This window comes from Providencia sp. UF-183, from assembly GCF_058246155.1.
In genome coordinates this window covers 69,924-93,307 of the sequence record NZ_JBSICD010000020.1, presented here as the reverse complement: position 1 = coordinate 93,307, position 23,384 = coordinate 69,924, and the positions used below count along the sequence as shown (strand labels likewise).

The window sequence follows — 23,384 nt, the reverse complement described above, 5'->3', positions numbered from 1 at the left end:
CACCGCGGCGTGTGGGGAGTAATTCGTTTATTGGAAAGCGCCCAAGTCGCTCCGTATGCAGGCACCACCAGCAGTTACACCGTGTCGTGGCAGACCAAAAACGGCAATACCCTGCCCTTTATGTTGCGCACCGAAATGGGGGAAGGCCCCCTTGCGCTGCTAACCCTGCGTAATTTTGTGCTGCCTGAAAAAATCTTTTTGGATTAGTTGCTTAGGAAAATATTATGCCACTACTCACATCGTTACGTACCGTTTGCTTTGCGGAAGATCTCGAAAAGGCCAAACAGTTAGAGCAACAACAAATTGCGCTTTGGGAGCGCTGGTTGCTGCCAATTACCCCTGATTCCCCTGTTGGGGAAGACCCCGGCTACAATGACGACTTTGAAATTATGCGTGAGGAAGTGAATAAACTTTCTGGCGCAGATACCGATCTTATTTGTACGCTCGCTGAAAAGCTGTTGACCACCGAGTGTAAAGACCTTCGCGTTATCACTTATTATGTTTGGGCGCGCTTACACAAAGAAGGTGAATCTGGCTTTGCCGATGCATTAGGGCTAATGGCGGGGTTAGTTTCTCGCTACCAAGAAAGCTTGCTTCCTGCTCGCCCCAATAGCCGTAAATCGGCAATTGAATGGCTAGCAGGGCAACGTGTTCTGGATAGTCTGTCCCTTTACCCCGAAGTTGACCAACAAGAGTTCACCCGCATTATCGCCCTGTTAAGTGCGCTAGTGAATGCGTTTTCGACATGGGATGAAGCAAGCCGACCTCAATTGGCTTCATTGTTAAAAGCCCTTGAAAAACGGCTCGCCCAATCAGGGGGGGCAAACAGTGTGGTACCGCAAAATATTCGTAGCTCTGATGAATCACGCAGTGCCCATACTACCACAGTTAATGCATCGAGCAGTGCTCTAGCCCCTGTGCAATCAGGGCGCGAGTTACTCGACCAAGCCAAAATATTAGCCACTTACCTGCGAAACCAGCCCAATGGTTGGCTATCTGGGCATCGCTTAATGAAAGCAGTGCGTTGGGATACTCTGCACCAAGCCCCACCGCAAAATCAGCAAGGCTGCACCCGCTTAGCCCCCCCACGCTCAGAGGCCAGAGCACAATTGAAACGCTTGTATCTGCAACAAAATTGGATTGAGTTAGCGGAACAAGCCGACCGTTTGTTTACTGAAGGTGTTAACCATTTTTGGTTAGATGTGCAGTGGTACCTTTACCAAGCCCTAAGCAAATCCCCTGCCCCTTGGGATGGCTGGGCTGACGTGATTGTGGCAGATCTTAAATTGTTTTTAACACGCTTACCGGGATTAGAAGCGCTTGCGTGGGAAGATGGCACCCCTTTTGCGGATGATGTCACCCTCAATTGGATTAAACAGCAGGTATTTGAAGAAAATATCCACTCGCTGCATAGCATGCCCACCGACCATGCGCCACAAGCTGACCAAGAGTCCATTTTAGCCCTTGAGCAAGAAGCGTTAACCCAAGCCGATAACCAAGGTATCGAAAAGGCCTTAGGGTGGTTGATGAACCGCTCGGATATTCGTACCCCTCGGCAAAAGTGGTTATTACAATTAGTGATGGCACGGGTAGCTGAGCAATTTTCCCGTCATGAGCTTGCCCTAAATGTGTTGCAAGAGCTCGACCAACAAGCCGAACACATGCCATTAGCCCATTGGGAGCCACAGTATATTTTTGAGATAAAAGCCCGCCAATTACACTTATTGCGCAGCAAAGCCCAACGCAATAGCGCGGATAAAACAGCCTTAAACCAGCAAATGAGCCAATTATTAACCGAGCTTACCCGCCTTGACCCTGTTCGCGCACTGGTTTTGTACCCCTAATAAAAAAGAGATTGAAGAATGGATGATTTGACCCTGCGTTATTACGATGCAGAAATGCGCTACTTACGGGAAGCCGCTAAAGAATTTGCGCAAGCACACCCAGACAGAGCAGCGATGCTCGATTTAGACAAAGTGGGCACCCCTGACCCGTTTGTGGAACGGTTATTTGAGGGTTTTGCCTTTTCAATGGGGCAGCTACGCCAAAAAATTGATGATGACTTACCTGAGCTCACCGAAGGGCTGGTCAGCTTATTGTGGCCCCATTACCTGAAAACTGTACCGTCACTTTCCGTTGTTGAGCTGACTCCGGCCCTCGACAACGTCAGCATGAACAGCCATATCCCTGCGCATTTTGAAGTGCTTTCACGCCCTATCGGCCCACAAAAAACCGTGTGCCGCTACCGCACAACAAGGGAGCTGAAATTAGCACCTATTAGCTTAACCAATGTGAGTTTAGGCACTGAACCGAATGGCCTGTCGGTGATCCACTTAAAATTTGAATGCAGCAAACTCGTTGATTGGCGTCAAATCGACCTGAGCGCACTGTCATTTTATCTCGCTGGTGATATCCCTACCGCTTATGCCTTGCACCTTGCATTCACCAAGCAAATCAATGCCACGTATTTGAAGCTTCCGCAATCCGCAGACCGCATCACCCTGCCATTATGGTTTTCACCTGGCGGGTTTGCGACAGACGACCATTTATGGCCCAAAGGCGGTACGACATTTAGTGGCTATCAGCTGTTATTGGAATATTTTACCTTTCGCCAAAAATTTTTATTTGTTGATTTACATGGGCTTAACGAGATGACGCTCCCTGCGGGCACGCTTGAGTTCGAGCTAGATATCGTGCTGAACTCAAAATGGGACAGCGATTTAACCCTGACTACTGACAATATCAAAATGAACTGCGTTCCGGTGGTTAACTTATTTAATATGGAAGCCGACCCCTTAACCGTCAATGGGTTAGAAAGCGAATATCTTTTGCAACCTAAGCGATTACAGGACGGTTATACCGAAATCTATTCTGTTGATACGGTGCAGGGTATTCTTAACGGTCAAGACGTCCATTATGTGCCTTTCACCAGTTTCCGTCACCGTGGCGGGATGCTGCGCCACACTGCTCCGACGCACTATTTTCACACCCGAGTAAAACGCGGCGTCACAGGGTTGCACAATACATGGTTAATTTTAGGCGGGGAAGATCACGATGTAAAAAAATTGCATGAAAAACAAACGCTTTCCCTGCAAATAACCGGTACCAATGGCCAGTTACCGCGTAAATCGCTCCAAAGCACATTATTGGATAGAACCGAACAAAGCCTTCAAGTGCCCGTTAGCGTGCGCAATCTTTGCAAACCAACATTACCTTGCTACCCCCCGGTTGAAGACCGTTTTCATTGGCGAGTGCTTAGCCACCTTGGGGCAAGCTTTTTAAATATGATGGATAACGCAGAAGTACTACGTGGCACGCTTGCCCTTTATGACTGGAGCGATGATGACATGAACAAGCGCCAATTGGACGCCATTGTTCAGGTTGAACATCAGCTTATCGAACGCTTTAAAAAAGGGTTTTTACAACGCGGGATTGCCATCAATATTACCCTTGATAGCAATGGTTTCAATGGTGAAGGTGATATTCACTTATTTGGTGAATTACTCAATCGCTTCTTTGAGTTGTATACCGACGTGCATTTATTTAACCAACTGACTCTCCACATTTTACCGACAGGACAACGCTTACAATGGACAGAAAACCAAGCGCCTCAGCTGCTGCGGTAATCGAGGCATTAGGTGAGAACCTGCCCGCTATCAACTTTTATCGTTTTTGCCAGCTGGTTGCCCCCTCTACACTAGGCAGTACACAAGATCCGAAAACTGACCCAATCCGCTTTCGACCGCACCGTGGTATGGGCTTCCCTGTTACAGAAATCAAGGGTGTCGATAAGGATGACAATTACCGAAATAGCAACACCCCCAGTATTCGTACCACCTTTTTAGGGTTGTATGGCGTGACCTCGCCATTACCCACGGCTTATTTGGATGATATCGCCCAACATCGTGATGGTACTCAGGCGCTGACTGATTTTTTAGATATTTTTAACCATCGTCTTACTACACAGTTTTACCGAATTTGGCGTAAATACTCTTACCCCGCAACCTATGAAGCGGGCGGAAAAGATGAAACGTCACAATATTTGTATGGGTTGATTGGGCTGGGGATCCCTGGTTGCGCCGAACACGTACAAACGCCACTCTCACGCTTTTTAGCCTTATTAGGTACCATGCGTTTACCCAACCGCACAGCCGAAGGGGTGATTTCGTTAGTTCAGCTACTCGCCCCCCATACGCAGGTGAAAATCAAGCCCCATGACCCGCGCAGGATTGAATTAGCCTCTAGCACCTCACTGTCTTGCCAGCAGCCGATTTCACTGCGTAATAAACCTGTGTTAGGCCAATATGCCTTTGATGTGAATAGCCAAATACTGATCCAACTCTATACCCACGATCTTAATGAGGCGCGAGATTGGTTACCCGATGGCAACCTCTACCAAGACCTGATGGCATTGCTGCATGTTTACCTTGGCGCCCGAATGAATGCCCGTTTGAATTTAACGCTGCCTCGCGACTTGTTGCCTGATGCGACGCTCAATGCCAAGCCCCATCAAGGTGCCCAGCTGGGGCGTACCGCGGTTATGAGAAAACAGGCATCAACGCAACGTACTGCCCCCGATGTCACCATCGGGTTAGGGGTTTATCAGCGCCTACCACCCCATTTCCCGTACCAACAGCATCAAGAATATGCCAATTATCGATTTCAACAATAAGAGTAATTCAATGAAAAATAATCGCTTTTTAACCTCTACAGGTATTTCAATTTTGTTAGCGGCTTCTTTCGGCTTAACGGGATGTGGGCTAACTCAAATGGTCAGTGATGGCACAAGTAACGTTGCAAAATCTATTTTTTATAAGCAAGTCAAAGTGGTTCATTTGGATTTTGTGGCGCGTGATGCGTTAAATACCGACGATAATGGAGCTTCGCTATCTACGGTCATCCGTATTTACCAACTAAAAAATGCGGATAGTTTCGATAACAGTGATTACGAAACCTTGTTTGATAGAGACAGTGAAATCTTAAAGAGTTCTCTTGTAGCGCAAAAAGACATTCGTATTCGCCCCGGTGAATCCATTGCTGTCGATATGCCAATGGAAGAAGGTGCCGAATTTGTCGCCATTGCAGCCATGTTTAATAACCCAGATAAAATTACCGATGACTGGCGCGTGGTGATCCCGAAAAAACGTCTATTACCTGATGACCCGCGCCGGTTAGTGCTCACCGAGCAAAGCATGACCTTAAACCCTCTAGGAAACTATAAGCTATGAGCCAACCGTCGCTGTACGAAATGCTGACAGGGTATTTTTCGGGTGGATTACCTATTGATACAGTGGATGAAAATGAACAAGTTATTATTTCTGTCATGGAGAATATTCGGCGCATTTTAAATTCACGTGCTGGCAGTATTCGCCATTTACCCGATTATGGCTTACCTGATATGAGTAAGATGATCCAAGGCCTCCCCGGCACTGCGCACAATATTATGGACATTTTATCCACTACGCTCCTGAAATATGAACCGCGCATTAAAACGCTCTCACTGGTGTTACTACCACAAGAAACCTTTGGCTCGTTACGTTACACCCTTGATGTAGAACTGCATCAGCAGGGGCTAATCCGTTATGGCACAGAGTTTGTTCCTGACGGGCGTGTTGTGCTCCATCACTTAAAAAAACAATTTAGCCAATTTTAACTTTATTGAAGACTGATTTTTGGGGTGAATATGAATTCTGATTTAACTGCCTTAAATGTGGGGGGAGACCCACGAACACTGAGCGATTTTTCCGCCTTAAAAGATGAATTAAACAAGCGTTTCCACCCTGCTCGCCCCGATATTGATTGGGCAAGAGCGCATGGGTTATGCCTGTCGTTATTCAGCCAAAACGGTGCCGATCTACAAACTGCGGCATGGTTTACGCTCATCCGCCAGCACCAAGCAGGCATGACGGGGCTGAGTGAAGGATTAGCGCTATTGCAACACTTGCTTGCCCAACACTGGCAAACTTTATGGCCGCTACAAACCCACGCACGCGTTGAGATTTTATCGGTTTTAAGCCAACAGTTAGTTGCTGGGTTACGGGGGAATACCCCTGTTTACGCAGATTTGTCGGCGCTTTACCAAGCGGAAGCCTCACTAAGCAAGATTGAACAACAATTGCAAACATTGGAATTAAAACACCTTACTCAACTCGATAGACTGCACGATTTACTCACCAACCAAGCACGTAATTTAGAGAGTACCGATGCGCCCGAAAGCAGCTTTATCCCCTCTATGCCGTTACATATTGCCAAAACAGCGCCTTCGACATTTCACGCACGCACTGCGGCTGCACCTATTGCGATAAAAGCGAATGCGACCCTGTCCCCGAAAGCCGACCCCACGAGCAAACCAGCTCCCCCTTCTTTTCGCCGTGGCATTGGTATCGGCTTTTTTGTCGGCGTGCTGATAACAGGTGTTTCATCTGCGGCAGTTTTTTATACATTATCACCATGGAATGGCTCGCAGGATATGGTGCAAGTTCTCCCAAAACTTGCGGAGTTTACCCCTGATATTGCGGCATTATTAGACCAACAGTTGCACCCTAAATTTACTCAGACCACCGAGGTTTCCAGTGATAAACTCAATATCATTGATAACTATTTAGTTGAGTTAGGTACTCTCTCCCCCATTTGGGCGCAACAATATGGCCTAAATATGGTGAATTATTTAGCTGATCAATACAGTGAACAAGCCAACGTCAATTCTTTCAATGATAAATGGCAGCAAACGATTCAGACTAACGCTTTATCCCAAACTCAGCTAAATCAATGGGCACAAGGAATGGAGGAACTCAATAAGTTAAGTGTTCGCCTAGATAGCTTAGATGGTAAGCCACGTAGCTACATTACTGGATCAGAACTCAAAACGATTATTTTTAATGCGCGGCAATATTTTAACCAAGGTTTACCATTAGAAGAGGAATTACGTCGTTTAGAAGTGTTGCAAGCACAAGGGACGGTTGCTGAATCAGAATACCAACGTATTGATAATCATTTCAAGCAGCTGCTCAACCGTTATGCTTTATTGCGTAACTCGCCGAAAAGCCAATCAAAATAAGTAGTTGCTTCGATACCGAATGGGCTTTTATGCATTAAAAGCCCATTTTTTTAAACGATAAGGTTACTGTTCCGTTTTTGGATAACCTTGCTCTTGTAGCCAACCTCGTCCAGCTTCGATGGTCGGCGTTTGTACAATAAACACAAACAGCAAGCCAATTCCACCGCCAATTATCATGCCACCTAAAAAGCCGCCGATATATAATTCAAACGCAAACAATAGAAATCCAAGGGCAATACACAGGAGTATGACTAAGCCATTTAAGTACCAATATTTTGCACCAAGGCGGGCTTTGCCCTCTTTCAAACATTGCTTAAACAACCGTTTTTGTTCTTTACTTTCTAAGCCTTTTAGTTCAGGTACGCTACCTGCTTTCCAGTATGCCATCTGCCGACCCTTTATGATTTAACGTGTTATTTTAAGGGCACTTTATACGCAAAATACGCGTACAAAACTCGCGGATAACTCTGAAATAAAATAGGATAGTTATCAAAGCCTGATGAGCTTAAAAAGGTTTTCCCCAGCTTTGATCGGATGAAGTATAGTGAGAAATGGAGGGTTATCAACATCAGTGGCAATGCATTAAGAATGATGTTTTTTGCAGACTTTGACCGAGGAAAAATGTTCGTGAAACATATAACACCTCACGCTGAATACGATAAGTTGACTGAAAGCTACCGGAGAACAAAAGCATGATGTTTCAAAATGCCATAAACGCAGCACAAAACCTGAATGGACGCCCCATCGCTTCCCGCTTTTCATGTATGTTTGTGTTTGTCGCAATGCTTGCCGTGCATTATGGGAGGGGCGAAACTCAACGGCACAGAGTTGCGTAATAGAAACATGACATCAACTGCTAACGATGAATATATAAATATTTTTTTTCTAAATTAATGGAACCGCTTAATATGAAATCAAAAGTAATATGTACGTTTATCTTTCTTCATTTATCTTTTTTTGTACACTCCGAAACCAATAACGATATTAATAAACTAATCGCTCATGCAGAAAGTGGAGATATATTATCCTTAAAAGAACTCGCCTTTATTTATTATGAAGGAGATGGCGTTGAAAAAGATTACTTGGAAAGCGTCAAATGGCTAAAAAAAGCAGCATTGAGAGGGGATGCTGAGTCTCAAACTAGCTTAGGATGGTTTTATGAAAAAGGTCATGGAGTAAAGCAAGACTATAAAAAAGCCTTAGAATGGTATCAACAAGCAGCCAATCAAGGATTTACTCCCGCCCAGCAAAGTATTGGCATTTTGTATTACAACGGAAGAGGTGTGGATAGAGATTTCAAAAAAGGAGCTTGGTGGATGGAAGAAGCCGCTAAGAATGGAGATGTCGATGCACAGGGAAAATTGGGTTGGTTATATGAGGAAGGTCGAGGTGTTGACCAAAATTATGAGACCGCTAAGATTTGGTATGAAAAAGCCGCGAACCAAGATGATCTCCTTGCGCAAGTAAACCTTGGCTTACTTTATGTAAATGGGACAGGAGTAAAAACTGACTATAAACAAGCAAAAATGTGGTTTGATAAATCATGCAAATCCGGTTTTGAACAAGCTTGCAAATATGCCCAACAATTTAAATAAATAAAATATGGAGCTTAAAATGAATTGTACTTACAAAGTAATATTTATTACTTTATTTTCACTTTTGTTTACTTTTAATTCTGTAGCATTTGGTGATACAGATTCAGAGTTAAAGGAGTTAGAAATACGCGCTGAGAATGGGAACATATCCGCTCAAAAAGATCTATCTCAACATTATTTTCTTAGCCGTCAATTCCCAAAGGCTGTTGATTGGATAACTAAATCCGCTGAACTAGGCGATGCAGAGTCACAGGCCACCCTAGGCATGATTTATTATTTAGGCTTATATAACATCGAAAGTGATTTTATAAAGGCAAAAGAATGGGTTGGGAAGGCATGCGAACAAAAACTTGAAAATAGTTGTGAAGCATACGACAACATGAAATTAGACAAGCCTTGCCGACTAGTTGATATGCAAGTATGGATATGTAACTAAACAGAGCCTGTAGATAATTTGGTGTAAGTTCCCCATGTAATATTTAATAGAGGTCAGTTGTCCGACCATCGAAGAGGATCATAAACCACTTCATTGCTGAACGCAGAGTTTCATGATACCGGTACTTTGCATACAATCCGCACAACAACAGCAAGGTTAATTGCCAGCAGTACGGTTTTGACCATTGTGCCGGACTCTTTGAAAGCCTTGTTTCCGTGGTAATAACGCAGCGCGAACACGTTCTTTGTGGTCGTCATCACTCACCTTACCCGATTGGCTGTATCGCTCAACCAAAGCCATGTACTCCGGATCATTTGCCCGGTCATAACGGATAGCAAAGCGGCGGCTGACTCCAAACATGTTTCTCCGGTTGGCACCCATGAATCTTCCTTTTAAAACTAGAGTTGGCTCGATAGGAAGATTATCCCGCAGGTAAAGCACTGACAAAAGAGAAGCCGACAAATTAATATTTAAAGCAACTGGCAGCCAATAATGTTTGTATTGAAACTTTTATTGCTTGATATTTACGCACTAAAGATAAATCTTGTTTACTTGCCAGACCAATCTAACCAAAAAGGAATTAGCGTGAACCTAGCAAAAAAACAAAAAATCACTTTAGTCATTGTGGCTATGTTTTTAGGGATTCTTTTTTATAGAGACAAAGCCTCCACTGATTTTTTTCATTATTTAAAATATAAGTTTGAGCGTGTAAAAATAAGCGAGCTACAACAATACCCGTCTTATGGTACTTTAATCATTACAACGAATGACAAGATATGGGCAAACCAAAACAGTGATTTAACCAGAAATGTAGAAGTTACCTTCTGGTATGAGAAAGCAAGCCTGATCAATGGTGTTCGTACCCTCCGTGTTATTGATATTCCATTTAAATCTTCACACGAAACAATATTCTCAATTCCAATTCCTGAACTTTCGGGCTATAGATTGACAGACATAAACATTGAGGAGTTAACACTTTCGTTCCAATATAATTTTGGAAGGCGATATCCATTTAATCATCCCAACACCATAGGCACTTTTTATTACTATTACACCCAAAAATATGCCAGCGAAGAAGAAAAGAAACAAAACTGTTGGTCCGGCTATAAATGTCTAACTGACCGCTTAAATACTGAGTTAACGGTGCAAATCAATTTAGAGGGATCAAAAAAAATATCCCATTTAGATACATTTGAGATTTACGATAGGTCTAGCATCAAGGGCGCTGCCGCATACTGACCTTTTACCTTCGAGCATGCAGATTACACTGATAATAAGATCACTACCTTTGAGGGTGTAGTGGATACCGCCTTCAGTTCGCAGCTGAACGTCTCCTACATTCATCGTAAACCATGCCCCCAACCGCTAACAAATAGAGGAAACTATATTATTTTGAATTATTTTGATTTGTGATTAAATAACAGATAAAAGAAATAGAGAGCCTAATGTGACAATATCACCCCCCCTCACCCTACGCGCTATCAATTCCATTTTGAAAAATGAGTGGCGATTACCCTGGCTGGATTTCTACTTTCACCGGTTTAATGGTTATGAACTGATTATCGCCGGAAGCCATGACTTTTCCTATTACCACAACATCGAGATCATTGCTCAGTGCCCGATAAACATACAAGGCAACACAGAGTGGAGTACAGGTGTAGAGCTAAAATTCATAAAGGCAATATCCACACCAGATCTTACCCCTACCGATCCAGTTAGAATTATGCAGTTTTATTCTGATGACGGTCTTGAACTCACGGTTACCGCTGAGTCTTTCACCTATAATTTGGATACTGTTTTTTACTATGAGCGGGAAAACCTTCAACCCGGAGAACGGATAGCAAAGTGAAGATTGGTATTGCCAACGAGTTAGCCGTTGTCATGAACTCGATGCTGCGATTAACGCGGCGCAATCTTCTGAATTGGCGAAAAAGCTTGGTGAATCAGTGAGCTCATTGTATTCATTTTAAATATATATGAATTGGCAGCTTGCTTCTCTTATCACCAAACTGCCAATTTTTTACCCATTATTCAAATAGTAACCCAACTTTTTCCCGCGCTTCGGTGAGAGCTTTAGACACCGTTAATGCTAATGCCAATAATTCATCACTTTGATGGCGATTTTGCGAGGCGATTTGATCACGAAAATAGGCAAACTCATAAATCATATGGTTGATAGACTCATCGCGGATCACGGTTGATGTTTCGCCGTCGATACACATCTCCACTTTTTGGCAAAGGCTTGGCGCTCCAAGCACTTGGATATAGCCTTTTGTTCCTTGGATAATAAAAAAACCTGGGCTAGCAGAATCTTTTGCTCCCACACAAGATGCCGTTGCGGCCGCATACTGGGCAGTAAATACCCCCGAGGTATCAATACCATTAAACCCTTTATTACAAATATACTGACTGCTATTCGGTTTTCCCATTAATGCAGCTAATAAATAAATGTTGTAGAGGTTAATGTCATATAGCGCCCCACCCGCTTGTTTTGGGTCAAATGCGCCATGAACACGCCCTTGTAGGTAATCGTTATAACGGCTTGAATATTGCGAATAGTTACCTTGAATAGCTTTTATTTCACCAATTTTACCCATATTTTGCTGAATAATAGCAAACTCTGGTGTGTGAATTGAGGTAATCGCTTCAAATAAAAAAAGGTTTCTTTTCTGGGATAATGAAATTAATTCTTGCAGTTGTTCCCAGTGCGGCGTAAATGGCTTTTCACAAATTACGTGCTTATCCGCCATCAGCGCTTGCTGGGTATACTGATAATGCAAATGGTTCGGTAACCCGATATAAACCGTGTCAACACCCTCATCCTGCAATAAGGCTTGATAATCGGTATAAAGTTTAGTAATACCAAATTGCTGGCGAAGCATTTCACCTTTTTCGACACTTTCTGGCCTAACACACAACGCCACTAATTCAATGCCCTGCACTGTTTTTAATGCATCGAGCGCCATCATAATTATTTTGCCTGAACCAACGAGTGCAAGTTTCATTTATTTTACCTATCGCAAAAAAGCCAACATTTGTTTTCTCATTAATAGCAATACATGGGTAGAGAATCAATAAATACCTTATGATCATAACCAGCCAATAAATAGTGAAATATTTTTAATGTAATTAGCAAAATAGCGTTATACTCATTTAATGCTGTGTTTTTTAAATATCACCATTTTTCTTATATCAAGGATGCTATTATGAATCTCTGCCATACTGCATTTGCTGTGGCACTACCACTGGTTTTATTTGCTTCAAATACCTTTGCCTCTTCCCACACTGTCACGGTATTTCAGTGCGTCAATAAAAATGATAGGAAGGTTAATGTCAGCTTAATTAATGGGCAATATCATTATGAGTTTGGAAAAATAAATGCCGTTCCCGATATTACTCTTGTTCGAAACCCAGATCAGTTAACGCATTCTTACCATAAAACAATGGCGGCTGACACGGATACTGGGACAGCCCAACTCATAGAATTACATTTTAAAAATGGCACTTATACCTATACCGTTTACGAACACTACCTCGGTAGTAAGCACAAAGCTGGGGTAGAGGTATATAACAAAGGCAAATTAGTCACCAATGTGAGCTGCCTACCCAATACCCTCATAAATAAACTTAGTGAACATATTTGGGATATCCCAGAAGACAACGGATAAGCCATATGCCCGAGTGATACATTATTTTTTGTATCACTCATTTTTAGATTAAATATCACCTTCCATCTGTATTCGATACTCACTCCCTTTAGCAAACTGCGCTTGTAAAAAATCAATAAACACGCTGATTTTACGGGGTAAATATTCTTTTTCGGGATAAACCGCGTAAATATTATGATGGGGTAATTGGTAATTCGTGAGTAATGGAACCAACTCATCATCACCATCAATTATCGTAATAAAATGCGGCAACAGTGCTATCCCAATATCGGCTTTAACAGCTTGAATTAAAGCTTGGCTATTGTTTACCCGAAACGAGCCTTTCGGTATATGGCTAAATTTTTTACCTTTTTGGTAAAACACCCATTCTTGCCCTGCTTGATAAAATGAATAAGACAAGCAATTGTGGTCACGTAAATCCGCCACTTTGTTTGGCGTACCAAACCGCGCTAAATAGCCTTTTGATGCATATAAGCTACTGGTGCAAGGGGATAATTTACGCGCGACAAGGGAAGAATCAGGCAGTTCGCCAATGCGTACAGCGATATCATATCCATCAGCAATCAAATCCGTTACTTTATCATCAAAAAACAACTCAACATTAAGTTCAGGGTATAATTGCATAAACGCAGGAAGCATTTTCGCGAGGTGCAATGTGCCAAACGACATCGGTGCAGAAATTCGCAATGTTCCCGCTATTTTATCGCTAAATTGTGATGCGACGTCCTTTGCCATTATGGCTAATTGGTATGATTGGCGAATATAACCGATGTAGGCTTCACCTGCCTCCGTTAAGCTCACCGTCCGGGTGGTGCGGTGAAATAATTTAATCCCTAATGCATCCTCAACCTCTTTGATAGCCTTGCTAATCCCTGATTTGGTCATGTTCAGCGAATTTGCCGCCTTTGTCAGGCTTAAAGCATCCGCCACCGCAATTAAAATAGGAAATGCATTCATATTATCCATTGATAACCCCGCCTATTGTCAACCAATAGCAAACAGTGTGTTTTCTTGATGTAAATCTAAAAACAGAATACCTTATCGCCATAGAAACACAAATTAATTCCAAAAGATTTATCATCATGAATAATAAGTATATTTTATCATTAATGGCACTGACATCCGGCGTCTTATTATCATTAATGATTATGGCAAACAGCTATTTATCACTTTTTACTACGCCATTAACTGCCTCATGGATCACCCATGCCATTGGTTCACTATTTTCATTGATCATCTATCTGTTTTACGTAAAAAAACAGAAACCCAAACCCCCTATCACAAAAGGGAAAATAATATGGTACCTCGGGGGGATCCCGGGTGGCTTTACGGTATTGCTTGCTGCAATTACGGTGAACAGCCCTCTTTCGCTCTCTGGCAGCATTATTTTAATGATCACAGGGCAAATATTGTTCAGTTTATTGGTGGATGCTTTTGGCTGGTTTGGCGTAACAAAGCGCAAAATTACGCAGCAGGATCTTCTAATGTGCGTGTTATTAATTAGTGGTAGTAGCTTGTTAATTATTGGGAAATAATCAAAATGACACTCTATATTTTCATCGCGTTATTCAATGGTGTGTGCATCGTGACGAGTCGAACACTCAACGGCAAACTCGCTCAGCACCATAATGCGTTCTATAGCGCTCTAATTAACCATGTAATTGGCTTTTTATTTTTAACGGTCATTGTATTAGCCCTAAACCAATATCAATTTAACCTTAACGATATTCCGCTAATTGCCTTTGTTGGCGGGATAATTGGCGCATTTTTTGTCGTCATCAATAGCTATGTTTTGCCATTGTTAGGGGTGATGTTAACATCTGTACTCGCCATTTGCGGCCAAATGATATCAAGCTTAGTGATAGATATGGTTAATGGATTACAAAGCCAAAATGCCTATTTGCAATTAATTGGTGTCGCATTGATTATCGCGGGTGCCATGCTCAATTTTACTAGGCGAACCAGATAACGGGTATTTTTGGGCGATTTGATCATCAACCACACTTTGTTGTATCAAATCGCAGTTAAATCGTTCCCCACCCAGAATAAATTTTAACCATCTGTTTTATTTAAAAATAATTACTTTATTAGTTCCATAACCCACCAAATTCCATTTTAAAAACCCTAACTCACCTCACAATTTATTAACAACTCCCTTGAATCATTTTTTGTTATTCTCCATGCTAATTTTATTATATAAACCAGTGGTTTACTGTATAAACCGATTGAGGTTAGCATGAAAGATAATATTGTGACGGCTGTTGATGATGCCCTTTTGATCCTAATGTTATTAGGTGAGAAAAATAACCTTGGGTTAAGCGAACTCGCGCGTTTATCCGGTATGAATAAGTCAAAGGTTTACCGCTTACTCTGCACATTAGAAAACCGACATTTTGTGCAAAAAAATGAAAGTCCTGTTACCTATCATTTAGGACATCAATTATTAAGCTTAGGCAATTGCGCACGTCAACAAATTGACTATATCCAAGTCGCTGAAATTGAAGCAGAACAGCTTCGTCAACGCTTCGATGAAAACATTCAGCTGCGTATACGCGATAACGACGAAGTGCTTCAAGTTTTACATAAGCCGTCAGGGCAATCACTCCAAGTTCGTAGTGAGGCAGGTAATCGTCGTGCTCTCGGTTCTGGCGCATCAGGAAGAGTCTTGCTCGCCTATTCCCCGTTAGATGTGCAATCCCATTTTACGACAAAAAACCCTTCTCTTTCCCAAACACTCGCAGATATACATTCTCGGGGCTTTGCCATTACGCGTGGGGAATTAACAGCAGGAATAGGTGCAATTGCCGCTCCAATTTTTTCGCAAAATGGGGATTGCATTGCGGCACTCAGTATCAGCCTACCTCTTAGCCGTTTTTCTGATGAAAAAGAAAAAGAAATGACGGAACAACTTCTTCAGTCCGCTTTACGTATCTCGAGGCAACTCGGTTTTATCCCTAATAATTAAACCAATAAAAGAGACTACACCATGCAAACAACACAATCCCTTAAGCAAAGTGCATCGCCAGGTTGGCAGATGAACCCCGTTTTAGTGATGTTAACTATCGTGATTATTGCCTTTTTAATGACCTATTTTGTTGAGTCTGGGCAATATGAACGCGACGGTAAAAAAGTCATTCCTGACTCCTATCAAACAATTTCCAAAGAAGTGAACTTTGAGCAAGTCTTAGGAACCGAAAAGCCCGCTGAAAATGAAGCGGCTCCCGTCAGTTTAATCCAGCTATTTAAAGCCATTCCAGAGGGGATCATTAAGCAGTCCCCCCTCATTTATATGGTGCTGTTTATTGGAGGGATGTTTGGGATCCTCAATAAAACGGGGGCAATCGAATCAGGGCTTGAAAGGCTATTGCATGTTACTCGGGGCAATATTTACTTATTAATCCCCTTTTTAATGATCGTTTTCTCCATGGGAAGTACCTTTATGGGGTTAGCCAAAGAGTACCTTTTGGTGATCCCGATGGTGATAGCGTTGATGAAACGTGTTGGGCTTAATGAGCTTATCGGCCTTGCGATTGTCGCCATCGCCGTTAAAGTGGGTTACCTCGCATCGATTACTAACCCGTATGCTCTATCCATCGCTCAGCCGCTGGTTGGTCTGCCTGTGTTCAGTGGTTTAAGCATGCGGGTTGCCGCCTACTTTATTTTTATCAGCTTAGGGATTTTATTCGTCTTTTACAGTATCCGTAAAACGACATTAACCCGCTATGTTGTCGAAGAAAATAGCCAGTCAAGTGCGCTGACGGGGCGACATAAATTAATGTTGATCGTGTTAGCCATTGGCGTGGCTTTTTTAGTCTATGCCTCTAATCGCTGGCATTGGAAGAATAATGATTTATCTGCTTATTATTTATTTTTAAGCGTAGTTTTAACTTTTTGCAGTGGCCTAACAGCCAGCGCAGCAGCTGATGCATTTGTCAGCGGAATGAAAAAAGTACTGATTGCAGGTGTGCTTATCGGGCTTGCAACCGCTGTTGAAATCATTCTTTCCCAAGGGAAAATTCTCGATACGATTATTCACCAACTGGTTGGTTTAGTGGGCAATCATGGGGCTTATGTTTCTTCATACAGCATGTTTATTTCCCAGTTATTATTAGATGTCGCTATCCCTTCAACTTCAGGGCAAGCCGCAGTCACCATGCCAATTTTAGGCCCTGTGGGTGAGATTTCTGGCGTTTCTCCACAAACGACTGTATTCGCTTTCTTAATGGGTAATGGGCTGACCAATATGATCACCCCGACTTCCAGTGGATTACTCATCTTTTTAGCCACCGCAGGTGTTAGCTGGACAACTTGGGCAAAATATATTTTCCCGCTATTTTTAATTTTTATGGCTGTTGGTATTGGCTTACTGACTATCGCAGTCACTATAGGATATTAGCCGTATGGATATGAAGAATTTCCGCATTGTTATGCGTGATGGAATAACCCTTTCAACGGATGTCTATTTTCCACAGGAAGCAGAGGGCTCACCTTGCCCCGTGATTATTGAACGCACACCTTATGATAAAACCGCCCCTTCCCGTTCTGAAAAGACAGTTGCAGGGCACCAGATTACGCGTCAGGAGATGGCGCGTTGTTTCACCGATGCGGGCTTTATCGTTATTTATCAAGACTGCCGTGGCCGTTATGAATCTGAAGGCAAATTCACCAAATATATTAATGAGGCAGAAGACGGCTTCGATACATTGCAATGGATTATGAATCAACCTTGGTGTAACGGAAAAATCGGTTCGATGGGGCTGTCTTACGCCGCGCACACACAATTAGCGATGGCCTGTTTGAATCCGCCAGGCTTATCTACCATGGTGTTAGATTCCGGTGGTTTTGCTAATGCATTTCAGTGTGGTATTCGCCAAGGGGGTGCTTTTGAGCTCAAACAAGCCACTTGGGCGTATAAACAAGCGAAACTCAGCCCTATCGCTCAACAATCCTCCACAGTTTCAACGGCTTTATCTCAAGAGAATATCCACGACTGGTTTGCCGCTATGCCATGGCACCAAGGGCATACATTATTAAAACATGTGCCTGAATATGAGTCTTATTTATTCGAGCAATGGGAAGAAGAGTGTTTTAGCGATTACTGGAAAAAAATCGGTATCTACGCAGAAGGCTATTACGACCAGATCCCCGATATTCCCGTATTATTTATGTCCAGTTGGTATGATGCCTATGTCAGCTCGACATTAGATAACTACCGCGCATTCACTACAACAAAGCAATCACCACAGAAATTAATTATGGGTCCTTGGTTGCATGGTGACCGAAACATTACCCATAGCGGTAATGCTGAATTTGGTGAAGTTGCCGCCTTTGACCACAATGTCAGCGAAGATTGGTTAACCTGCCGTTTAGCATGGTTCGAAACCCATTTAAAAGGCCTTAACCCACCAACGCAGCAGCAAGATATCACTTTTTTTATGATGGGTGGTGGTAGTGGTAAACGCAATCCTGAGGGGCGTTTAGAACATGGCGGTGAATGGGTTCACCATCAAGAGTGGCCATTACCCAATGTTGAAAATACCCCTTTTTTCCTTTGGGAAAACCAGTCACTCCAGCGTGAAGAGTCCCCTAAGCAAACAACAATATCCTATTGTTATGATCCTAAAAACCCCGTTCCAACCATCGGTGGCGCCTTAACATCAGGCCAGCCTATTTTTTGGGGTGGTGCGTTCGACCAACGTGAACTGCCTGATTTTTTTGGCAGCCAACAAAATAACTTACCACTTTCCGCTCGCCCTGATATTTTAGTTTTTGAAACCGAGATTTTACAAGAAGATATCTGTTTGGCTGGTGATATTGAAGTGTCGTTGTGGGTAAGCAGTGATGCCCTAGATACCGATTTTACGGCAAAATTGATTGATGTTTACCCGCCGAGTGAAGATTACCCGCAAGGTTATGCAATGAATATTACTGATGGTATTTTCCGTTGCCGTTTTCATAAAGGGTATGAGCAAAAAACCTTGTTAAACCCTAATGAAGTTATCGAAATTAAAATCAAACCGTTTGCTTGCGCTAACCGTTTTGTAAAAGGGCACCGTATTCGGTTAGATATTTCCAGTAGCAATTTCCCCAAATATGATTTCAACACCAATACAGGGGAAACTATCGCGGGGGATAGAACATGGAAAGTCGCACGTAACAGTATTCATATTTCCAAAAAACACCCATCGAAAATCATGTTACCCGTGGTCAAAAAAGCATAATTAATTCATATTGATGTCATCAAAATATTGGCCTGCTTTAACATTCAAGCAGGCCAATAAAGAAGGCACGTTTTTACTCCGCTTTAACCCAGAACACACCATCGCCCTCTAATGCCGTGAAGGTTTTGTGCAGATAATCGCTATCCGCTTGTGGGTCGAGTTCGGTAAATAAATTTGGATGTAAAAACTTCGCTATCGCTTCCACCGCAATAATATTAAACGGAGTATCGTAATATTGCTGGTATAGCGCTAAAACCTGCTTATTTTGATATGCCGCTAATGAGCGCAACTTAGGGCGTTCCATCAGCTTGGTTAACCTAGCCTGCGATTTAGCTTTATCGCCCGTATACCCTAAAGGAACTGAAGAGCTGCCTTTACGCGTGCTATCCCAATCCGCGGCAGTCATTAAATAATACTCAGGATTACTGTGGATTAACTGCTCTTCGTTAATTTCACCGCCCATTCCAGTGCTGAACCACTGTGAACCGAGGTTATTTCCCCCTGCCGTTTCAACAAATTCACCAAAATTGCCATTTCCAAAGGTTTTGCAGCAATAATCTTCACCGGAAATCCCCGCGGCTCTTTCAATAAACACACTTGGGCGCTGGCTTTTATCGAGTGTTGCCACTTTACTGCGGATCAAATCCAATCTTTGTTGATAAAACTGGTTAAATGCTTCCGCTTGTTGTGGTTCACCGAACACTTGACCTAATAATGTCATACTCGGCATGGTGTTTTTCAGCGGGTATTGGCGAAAATCGATAAAAATAACAGGCAGACCGCTTTTTTCCAGTAACGATAGCGTGCCACTTTCTGTCAACTTGCTTTTCAAGCCGATATCAAAAATCAGTAAATCAGGTTGAGCAACCAAGGCCTTTTCAACACTAAAGTCGGTTGTGTAAGGATTTGGAAAAACAGGAATTTTGCTCAATTCAGGAAACTTTTTACTGTACGCCGCGCTTAAATCAGGCGCTTTTTTAACCAGTGCATCATCCCACGCAATAATGCCTTTTAATGGGCTTTGTGGGTGCAAGATATTCAACGCGACCAGCACACGGCTATCCGCCAGCATCACCCGTGAAACAGGCGCATTGACGGTAACTTCCCGCCCCGCGATATCGGTCACTGTAATGGGTGCAGCGAAACTCGTCGCCGCACCGAACAGACTCAATAACCCAAATAAGCAATACTTATTGATAAATCGACCTATCATCATCCTGCCTTATCTTAATTAAAATTTCACCGAGGCTTGAACATAATATGTTCTCGGTTGCCCAACATAGATCCCATAGTTGTTATCCGTCGAGCGAGTAAAATAGGTTTGATCAAATAAGTTTTTAATACCAGCTGATAACGTTAAATCAGACAAACTTTTACCAAAGTGGTATTCCCCGCGAGCATCCCATACCATATAACCGGGTATTGTTCCATAACGACCATCTGCACTTGGTTCGGTCACATAATGACTTGTTGTCCCTGGTGATTCCTGAGTGGATTGTGCATAGGTATTTAGGTTCCACACCCAATTGCCAGTTTCATAACGGCTACCTGCGGTGATCACTTGGCGTGAATAGAACGGTAAGTCTTTATGGGCGAAATCCCCTTTCTTGCTGACTGCCTTAGTATAGGTATAAGTGCTATACACGCTTACACCATCAAGGACATCAGTGAGATCGGCTAAATTGTACCTTGCCGCTAGCTCAACACCTTGGTGCGTCGTCGCGCCTAAGTTAGTCCAACCCGTTGTATTTTCAACATAAAGAAGTTGGTCGTCGAAGTCGATATAGAATAAAGTCGCTTCTAAAGAGAGCGCGGTATTGTCGTATTTCGTACCCACTTCATAGTTATGGGCTTTTTCTGCACTTAACCCGTTAGCTGGTGAGTTGCCAACCCCTTTTGTATTCAATTGGAAGTATTGCAAACTACCAAATGAGGTGCTGGCATTCGCAAATAATTTCCACTCATCATCAATATGGTAAATCACCGCCAAAGCAGGAAGTGGCTCGCTGTAACGCTTGCTGCGGTTTTGATTTTTAAAACTGTCGTTTAAGTGAATATTGATGTTTTCGTAGCGAATACCCGGAATGATAGTCCAGTTACCGACATCAATGGTGTCATCAAGGTAAATCGCGTGCGCTTCCGTTCCGCCCGAGGTGTGTTGGTAGTAGTCATTGGTGCTTGGACGTGTGTTTTGCGTGCCAGCTTGGTACCAATTTGAGCGATAAGCTTTTTCATCAGCGGTTTCATTTAAATAACGGTAGCCCACGGTCACTTCATGGGACATGTTATCGAAACGGAAGAGTTGCGAATAACTTGGCTCAATGGCATACGCGGTATAGTGGCGCGGGTAAGAAACCAGACGCCTTTCGTTGGCTTTGTCTTTATGGTCGCTTTCAATATAGCTGCCACGGTAGCTTTTGCTGAACCACGTCATTAATTCGAATTGTTTGTCATCTTCTTCATGCTTATATTTCAATGACATATCTTGGCGATTCCCCTCAAAACGGTCATATGGCCGCGTTGATTGGAATGGGTCTGCATTATATTGAGCTTGGGTTAACCCGCCCGGCATTCCAGACATCGCATGATAATAGTGGAAATTCGCTAATAGCTCGTCGTTATCCGTGATGGCATAACGGGTTTTCAACATAAAATCATCAATATCGGTATTATCGTTACTTTTGCGGTAACCTTGCCCATGCAAACCTGAATACAGGATCATCGCACCGGCTGAGTCATCAGCTTTAGAGCCACCCAATGAGGCATCTACTAAGGTCTTTAACCCACCTGTTTTCGCCCCTTGGGTTTGTACCGAAACCCCGCCACCAAACGCCTTTGGAATTGGCTTGGTCACAAAGTTAATCACTCCACCTACGTTTTGTGGCCCGTAACGTACAGAAGCCCCTCCACGGATAACATCGATGGATTCAATACTGCCTAACGAAAGTGGTGACATGGAAAGTTGTGGCTGGCCATAAGGCGCTGCCGCCAACGGCATTCCATCAAGTAGGATCGTTGAACGTGGCGATAAACGTGAGGTTAAACCGCGCACACCAACGTTTAAGGAAACATCACTTCCCCCTGTTCCATTACTTTCACGCACTTGAACACCGGGAATGCCTTTTAGTGCATCCGCAATGGTTTCACTGCCCGTTTCTTTAATTTGTTGCTGTGTTTTAACGGTTCGTGCACCGGGATGGTTAAATACCACTTCGCTGTCTTCGGTATTTTCAAGCCAGTTACCCGTGACGGTGATTTGGTCATTTTTAGCGTTATCAGCCGCAAAAGCATAGTGAGAAATCAATGAAGCAGAAATTGCCAATGGCAAAAGTAGTTTGCGAGTTTTCAAGTTCATAAAAGGCGAGTTAACAAAGAAGATTAAGATCAATAATGATAATTATAATCATTAGTAATAATCAACCAGATTTACTCTTTTTCTTATAACAAAAACATCTAAATAATTAAATTATTAGCCATTATTCTTTTTTTAGGCTAAAAAAAAGACAAATAAAAATCCGAAGGGGCTACCTTCGGATTTTCAATAACTCAAGAGTTAAAATTAGCCTCCGAGCGAGAAAAATACGATACGACCAACACCTTCACCGACAAAAATACACAGTGCAGCGAATGACATGACCAACGTGGCATTCGTTGATTGGCTTGATTTTTGGCACAATAAGCGCCCAACAAACAGAACGCCTACCGCAATTAACGCCACACGGGTAATGCTCAGGCTAAGTAATCCTTCAGGCAATTCACGCGGAGTCATACCCATATAAATTGGCTCACCGATATTGCTCAGTAATGACAATGCACCGAGTAACATCAATAAAATCCCTATCACTCCCACACCTAATGAGGCTTTTACTACACGCTTAAGTTTCTCTTCTTTACCCGAAGAACGTAGACTACCTACGAGGAATGAAGCCGCAATCACACCGCCAACCAATAACACAGCCCCAAAGAAGCTAGCGTAAGTAAATAAGCCGCCCCACAGGTTGAACAGCGTGTTCGCGTACAGCGCCGACATTGCGTACATGTACACTAAACCTGCAATGGCACTGAGGGCTAGCAATGCGTTATTCGCTTTATTTTTGAGTAGTAACAAGGCTGTGCTCAAAAATAACAGTGCCATGTAAATCGCAGTTGCCCACACTTCACGACTCATCCAAGAGCTGGAAACATGTACCATGGTGTAAAACATGTGTAATGGATTACCCATATGGAATAACGAGCCCAATAACCCTACGCACCCTAAAACAAAGCTCGCCACAACAGGCTTTTTAAGGAGCTGTATTTTTTCACTTCCTTCTAATATGCGACAAGAGCACAGCAGTGAAACCACCAAGCAGCCAACGGATGCCTGCATAAATAAGGTGAAAATCACCAATGGAAATTCATGCATGA

General features: G+C 42.9%; 24 protein-coding genes and 1 pseudogene. 18 read left to right on the top strand and 7 right to left on the bottom strand.

The features are described 5' to 3' along the window. The 7 genes from AC4IFT_RS17415 to AC4IFT_RS17385 all read left to right on the top strand — a co-directional run. Positions 1-207, top strand: a 207-nt coding sequence (locus AC4IFT_RS17415; RefSeq protein WP_490752060.1) for a hypothetical protein, incomplete at its 5' end; no start/stop codon positions are given. A gap of 17 nt (positions 208-224) precedes the next feature. Continuing rightward, positions 225-1,844: a type VI secretion system protein TssA gene (gene tssA, locus AC4IFT_RS17410; protein WP_490752059.1), complete on the top strand. Its 1,620-nt coding sequence runs from the start codon at positions 225-227 to the stop codon at positions 1,842-1,844. 18 nt (positions 1,845-1,862) lie between these two features. Next, complete coding sequence (gene tssF / locus AC4IFT_RS17405; protein ID WP_273804269.1) at positions 1,863-3,626, top strand: type VI secretion system baseplate subunit TssF; 1,764 nt, start codon at positions 1,863-1,865, stop codon at positions 3,624-3,626. Then, complete coding sequence (gene tssG, locus AC4IFT_RS17400; RefSeq protein ID WP_490752058.1) at positions 3,590-4,672, top strand: type VI secretion system baseplate subunit TssG; 1,083 nt, start codon at positions 3,590-3,592, stop codon at positions 4,670-4,672. The genes tssF and tssG overlap by 37 nt, the downstream gene beginning before the upstream one ends. Before the next feature lie 10 nt (positions 4,673-4,682). Then, complete coding sequence (tssJ, locus tag AC4IFT_RS17395; RefSeq protein WP_353244102.1) at positions 4,683-5,228, top strand: type VI secretion system lipoprotein TssJ; 546 nt, start codon at positions 4,683-4,685, stop codon at positions 5,226-5,228. Then, positions 5,225-5,653, top strand: coding sequence for a type VI secretion system baseplate subunit TssE (tssE, locus tag AC4IFT_RS17390; RefSeq protein ID WP_490752057.1), 429 nt, complete (start codon positions 5,225-5,227; stop codon positions 5,651-5,653). The genes tssJ and tssE overlap by 4 nt, the downstream gene beginning before the upstream one ends. 30 nt (positions 5,654-5,683) lie before the next feature. Next, a complete protein-coding gene (locus AC4IFT_RS17385; RefSeq protein WP_490752055.1) occupies positions 5,684-7,057 on the top strand; it encodes a VasL domain-containing protein in 1,374 nt (457 codons plus the stop codon). 63 nt (positions 7,058-7,120) lie between these two features. On the opposite strand, the gene AC4IFT_RS17380 is transcribed toward AC4IFT_RS17385, so the two are convergent. After that, complete coding sequence (locus AC4IFT_RS17380) at positions 7,121-7,444, bottom strand: hypothetical protein (protein WP_490734882.1); 324 nt, start codon at positions 7,442-7,444, stop codon at positions 7,121-7,123. Positions 7,445-7,546: 102 nt separating this feature from the next. Between AC4IFT_RS17380 and AC4IFT_RS17375 the strand changes: the two are divergent. The 3 genes and pseudogenes from AC4IFT_RS17375 to AC4IFT_RS17365 form a co-directional block, all read left to right on the top strand. Beyond that, a pseudogene (locus tag AC4IFT_RS17375) lies at positions 7,547-7,753 on the top strand (type II toxin-antitoxin system HigB family toxin); the annotation flags it as partial. Positions 7,754-7,965: 212 nt separating this feature from the next. Further along, positions 7,966-8,652 (top strand): tetratricopeptide repeat protein, encoded by a 687-nt coding sequence (locus tag AC4IFT_RS17370; protein ID WP_490734880.1) that lies wholly within the window; start codon positions 7,966-7,968, stop codon positions 8,650-8,652. Between the two features lie 19 nt (positions 8,653-8,671). Then, entirely contained in the window at positions 8,672-9,088 is a 417-nt protein-coding gene (locus AC4IFT_RS17365) for a tetratricopeptide repeat protein (protein WP_490734878.1), read from the top strand. Between the two features lie 156 nt (positions 9,089-9,244). On the opposite strand, the gene AC4IFT_RS17360 is transcribed toward AC4IFT_RS17365, so the two are convergent. Next, positions 9,245-9,448 (bottom strand): hypothetical protein, encoded by a 204-nt coding sequence (locus tag AC4IFT_RS17360; RefSeq protein ID WP_490734876.1) that lies wholly within the window; start codon positions 9,446-9,448, stop codon positions 9,245-9,247. Between the two features lie 132 nt (positions 9,449-9,580). Between AC4IFT_RS17360 and AC4IFT_RS17355 the strand changes: the two genes are divergently transcribed. Beyond that, positions 9,581-10,327: a hypothetical protein gene (locus AC4IFT_RS17355; protein WP_490752054.1), complete on the top strand. Its 747-nt coding sequence runs from the start codon at positions 9,581-9,583 to the stop codon at positions 10,325-10,327. A gap of 208 nt (positions 10,328-10,535) precedes the next feature. Beyond that, positions 10,536-10,937: a hypothetical protein gene (locus AC4IFT_RS17350; RefSeq protein ID WP_490734872.1), complete on the top strand. Its 402-nt coding sequence runs from the start codon at positions 10,536-10,538 to the stop codon at positions 10,935-10,937. A 178-nt stretch (positions 10,938-11,115) separates the two neighbouring features. On the opposite strand, the gene AC4IFT_RS17345 is transcribed toward AC4IFT_RS17350, so the two are convergent. Next, positions 11,116-12,093, bottom strand: coding sequence for a Gfo/Idh/MocA family protein (locus tag AC4IFT_RS17345; protein ID WP_490752053.1), 978 nt, complete (start codon positions 12,091-12,093; stop codon positions 11,116-11,118). 201 nt (positions 12,094-12,294) lie between these two features. Between AC4IFT_RS17345 and AC4IFT_RS17340 the strand changes: the two genes are divergently transcribed. Then, on the top strand, positions 12,295-12,756 hold the full coding sequence (locus AC4IFT_RS17340; RefSeq protein ID WP_490752051.1) for a hypothetical protein: 462 nt from the start codon (positions 12,295-12,297) through the stop codon (positions 12,754-12,756). A 48-nt stretch (positions 12,757-12,804) separates the two neighbouring features. Here the strand turns inward: AC4IFT_RS17340 and AC4IFT_RS17335 are convergent, their stop codons facing one another. Next, complete coding sequence (locus AC4IFT_RS17335) at positions 12,805-13,722, bottom strand: LysR family transcriptional regulator (protein WP_490734866.1); 918 nt, start codon at positions 13,720-13,722, stop codon at positions 12,805-12,807. Between the two features lie 116 nt (positions 13,723-13,838). Here AC4IFT_RS17335 and AC4IFT_RS17330 point away from each other — a divergent pair, with 116 nt between their 5' ends. From AC4IFT_RS17330 to AC4IFT_RS17310, 5 genes are all read left to right on the top strand, one after another. Beyond that, positions 13,839-14,291, top strand: coding sequence for a DMT family transporter (locus AC4IFT_RS17330; protein WP_490752050.1), 453 nt, complete (start codon positions 13,839-13,841; stop codon positions 14,289-14,291). 5 nt (positions 14,292-14,296) lie between these two features. Next, on the top strand, positions 14,297-14,725 hold the full coding sequence (locus AC4IFT_RS17325) for a DMT family transporter (RefSeq protein ID WP_490752048.1): 429 nt from the start codon (positions 14,297-14,299) through the stop codon (positions 14,723-14,725). A 267-nt stretch (positions 14,726-14,992) separates the two neighbouring features. Beyond that, positions 14,993-15,721, top strand: a complete 729-nt coding sequence (locus AC4IFT_RS17320; RefSeq protein WP_490734860.1) for an IclR family transcriptional regulator — start codon at positions 14,993-14,995, stop codon at positions 15,719-15,721. Positions 15,722-15,742: 21 nt separating this feature from the next. Continuing rightward, on the top strand, positions 15,743-17,152 hold the full coding sequence (locus AC4IFT_RS17315) for a YfcC family protein (protein WP_490734858.1): 1,410 nt from the start codon (positions 15,743-15,745) through the stop codon (positions 17,150-17,152). Positions 17,153-17,156: 4 nt separating this feature from the next. Further along, positions 17,157-18,977: a CocE/NonD family hydrolase gene (locus tag AC4IFT_RS17310; protein WP_490752046.1), complete on the top strand. Its 1,821-nt coding sequence runs from the start codon at positions 17,157-17,159 to the stop codon at positions 18,975-18,977. Positions 18,978-19,050: 73 nt separating this feature from the next. Here the strand turns inward: AC4IFT_RS17310 and AC4IFT_RS17305 are convergent, their stop codons facing one another. The 3 genes from AC4IFT_RS17305 to AC4IFT_RS17295 all read right to left on the bottom strand — a co-directional run bounded on the left by AC4IFT_RS17305 (position 19,051) and on the right by AC4IFT_RS17295 (position 23,382). Then, complete coding sequence (locus AC4IFT_RS17305; protein ID WP_490752044.1) at positions 19,051-20,193, bottom strand: ABC transporter substrate-binding protein; 1,143 nt, start codon at positions 20,191-20,193, stop codon at positions 19,051-19,053. 15 nt (positions 20,194-20,208) lie between these two features. Then, entirely contained in the window at positions 20,209-22,332 is a 2,124-nt protein-coding gene (locus tag AC4IFT_RS17300; protein WP_490752043.1) for a TonB-dependent receptor family protein, read from the bottom strand. Between the two features lie 204 nt (positions 22,333-22,536). Continuing rightward, positions 22,537-23,382, bottom strand: coding sequence for a dimethyl sulfoxide reductase anchor subunit family protein (locus tag AC4IFT_RS17295; RefSeq protein ID WP_490734850.1), 846 nt, complete (start codon positions 23,380-23,382; stop codon positions 22,537-22,539). Positions 23,383-23,384 lie beyond the last annotated feature (2 nt).

Bases quoted from the DNA above. Each gene is read 5' to 3' on its own strand.
- tssA (WP_490752059.1), top strand. From the start codon at position 225: ATGCCACTACTCACATCGTTACGTACCGTTTGCTTTGCGGAAGATCTC.
- tssF (WP_273804269.1), top strand. From the start codon at position 1,863: ATGGATGATTTGACCCTGCGTTATTACGATGCAGAAATGCGCTACTTA.
- tssG (WP_490752058.1), top strand. From the start codon at position 3,590: ATGGACAGAAAACCAAGCGCCTCAGCTGCTGCGGTAATCGAGGCATTA.
- tssJ (WP_353244102.1), top strand. From the start codon at position 4,683: ATGAAAAATAATCGCTTTTTAACCTCTACAGGTATTTCAATTTTGTTA.
- tssE (WP_490752057.1), top strand. From the start codon at position 5,225: ATGAGCCAACCGTCGCTGTACGAAATGCTGACAGGGTATTTTTCGGGT.
- AC4IFT_RS17385 (WP_490752055.1), top strand. From the start codon at position 5,684: ATGAATTCTGATTTAACTGCCTTAAATGTGGGGGGAGACCCACGAACA.
- AC4IFT_RS17380 (WP_490734882.1), bottom strand. From the start codon at position 7,444: ATGGCATACTGGAAAGCAGGTAGCGTACCTGAACTAAAAGGCTTAGAA.
- AC4IFT_RS17370 (WP_490734880.1), top strand. From the start codon at position 7,966: ATGAAATCAAAAGTAATATGTACGTTTATCTTTCTTCATTTATCTTTT.
- AC4IFT_RS17365 (WP_490734878.1), top strand. From the start codon at position 8,672: ATGAATTGTACTTACAAAGTAATATTTATTACTTTATTTTCACTTTTG.
- AC4IFT_RS17360 (WP_490734876.1), bottom strand. From the start codon at position 9,448: ATGTTTGGAGTCAGCCGCCGCTTTGCTATCCGTTATGACCGGGCAAAT.
- AC4IFT_RS17355 (WP_490752054.1), top strand. From the start codon at position 9,581: ATGTTTGTATTGAAACTTTTATTGCTTGATATTTACGCACTAAAGATA.
- AC4IFT_RS17345 (WP_490752053.1), bottom strand. From the start codon at position 12,093: ATGAAACTTGCACTCGTTGGTTCAGGCAAAATAATTATGATGGCGCTC.
- AC4IFT_RS17340 (WP_490752051.1), top strand. From the start codon at position 12,295: ATGAATCTCTGCCATACTGCATTTGCTGTGGCACTACCACTGGTTTTA.
- AC4IFT_RS17335 (WP_490734866.1), bottom strand. From the start codon at position 13,722: ATGGATAATATGAATGCATTTCCTATTTTAATTGCGGTGGCGGATGCT.
- AC4IFT_RS17330 (WP_490752050.1), top strand. From the start codon at position 13,839: ATGAATAATAAGTATATTTTATCATTAATGGCACTGACATCCGGCGTC.
- AC4IFT_RS17325 (WP_490752048.1), top strand. From the start codon at position 14,297: ATGACACTCTATATTTTCATCGCGTTATTCAATGGTGTGTGCATCGTG.
- AC4IFT_RS17320 (WP_490734860.1), top strand. From the start codon at position 14,993: ATGAAAGATAATATTGTGACGGCTGTTGATGATGCCCTTTTGATCCTA.
- AC4IFT_RS17315 (WP_490734858.1), top strand. From the start codon at position 15,743: ATGCAAACAACACAATCCCTTAAGCAAAGTGCATCGCCAGGTTGGCAG.
- AC4IFT_RS17310 (WP_490752046.1), top strand. From the start codon at position 17,157: ATGGATATGAAGAATTTCCGCATTGTTATGCGTGATGGAATAACCCTT.
- AC4IFT_RS17305 (WP_490752044.1), bottom strand. From the start codon at position 20,193: ATGATGATAGGTCGATTTATCAATAAGTATTGCTTATTTGGGTTATTG.
- AC4IFT_RS17300 (WP_490752043.1), bottom strand. From the start codon at position 22,332: ATGAACTTGAAAACTCGCAAACTACTTTTGCCATTGGCAATTTCTGCT.
- AC4IFT_RS17295 (WP_490734850.1), bottom strand. From the start codon at position 23,382: ATGCATGAATTTCCATTGGTGATTTTCACCTTATTTATGCAGGCATCC.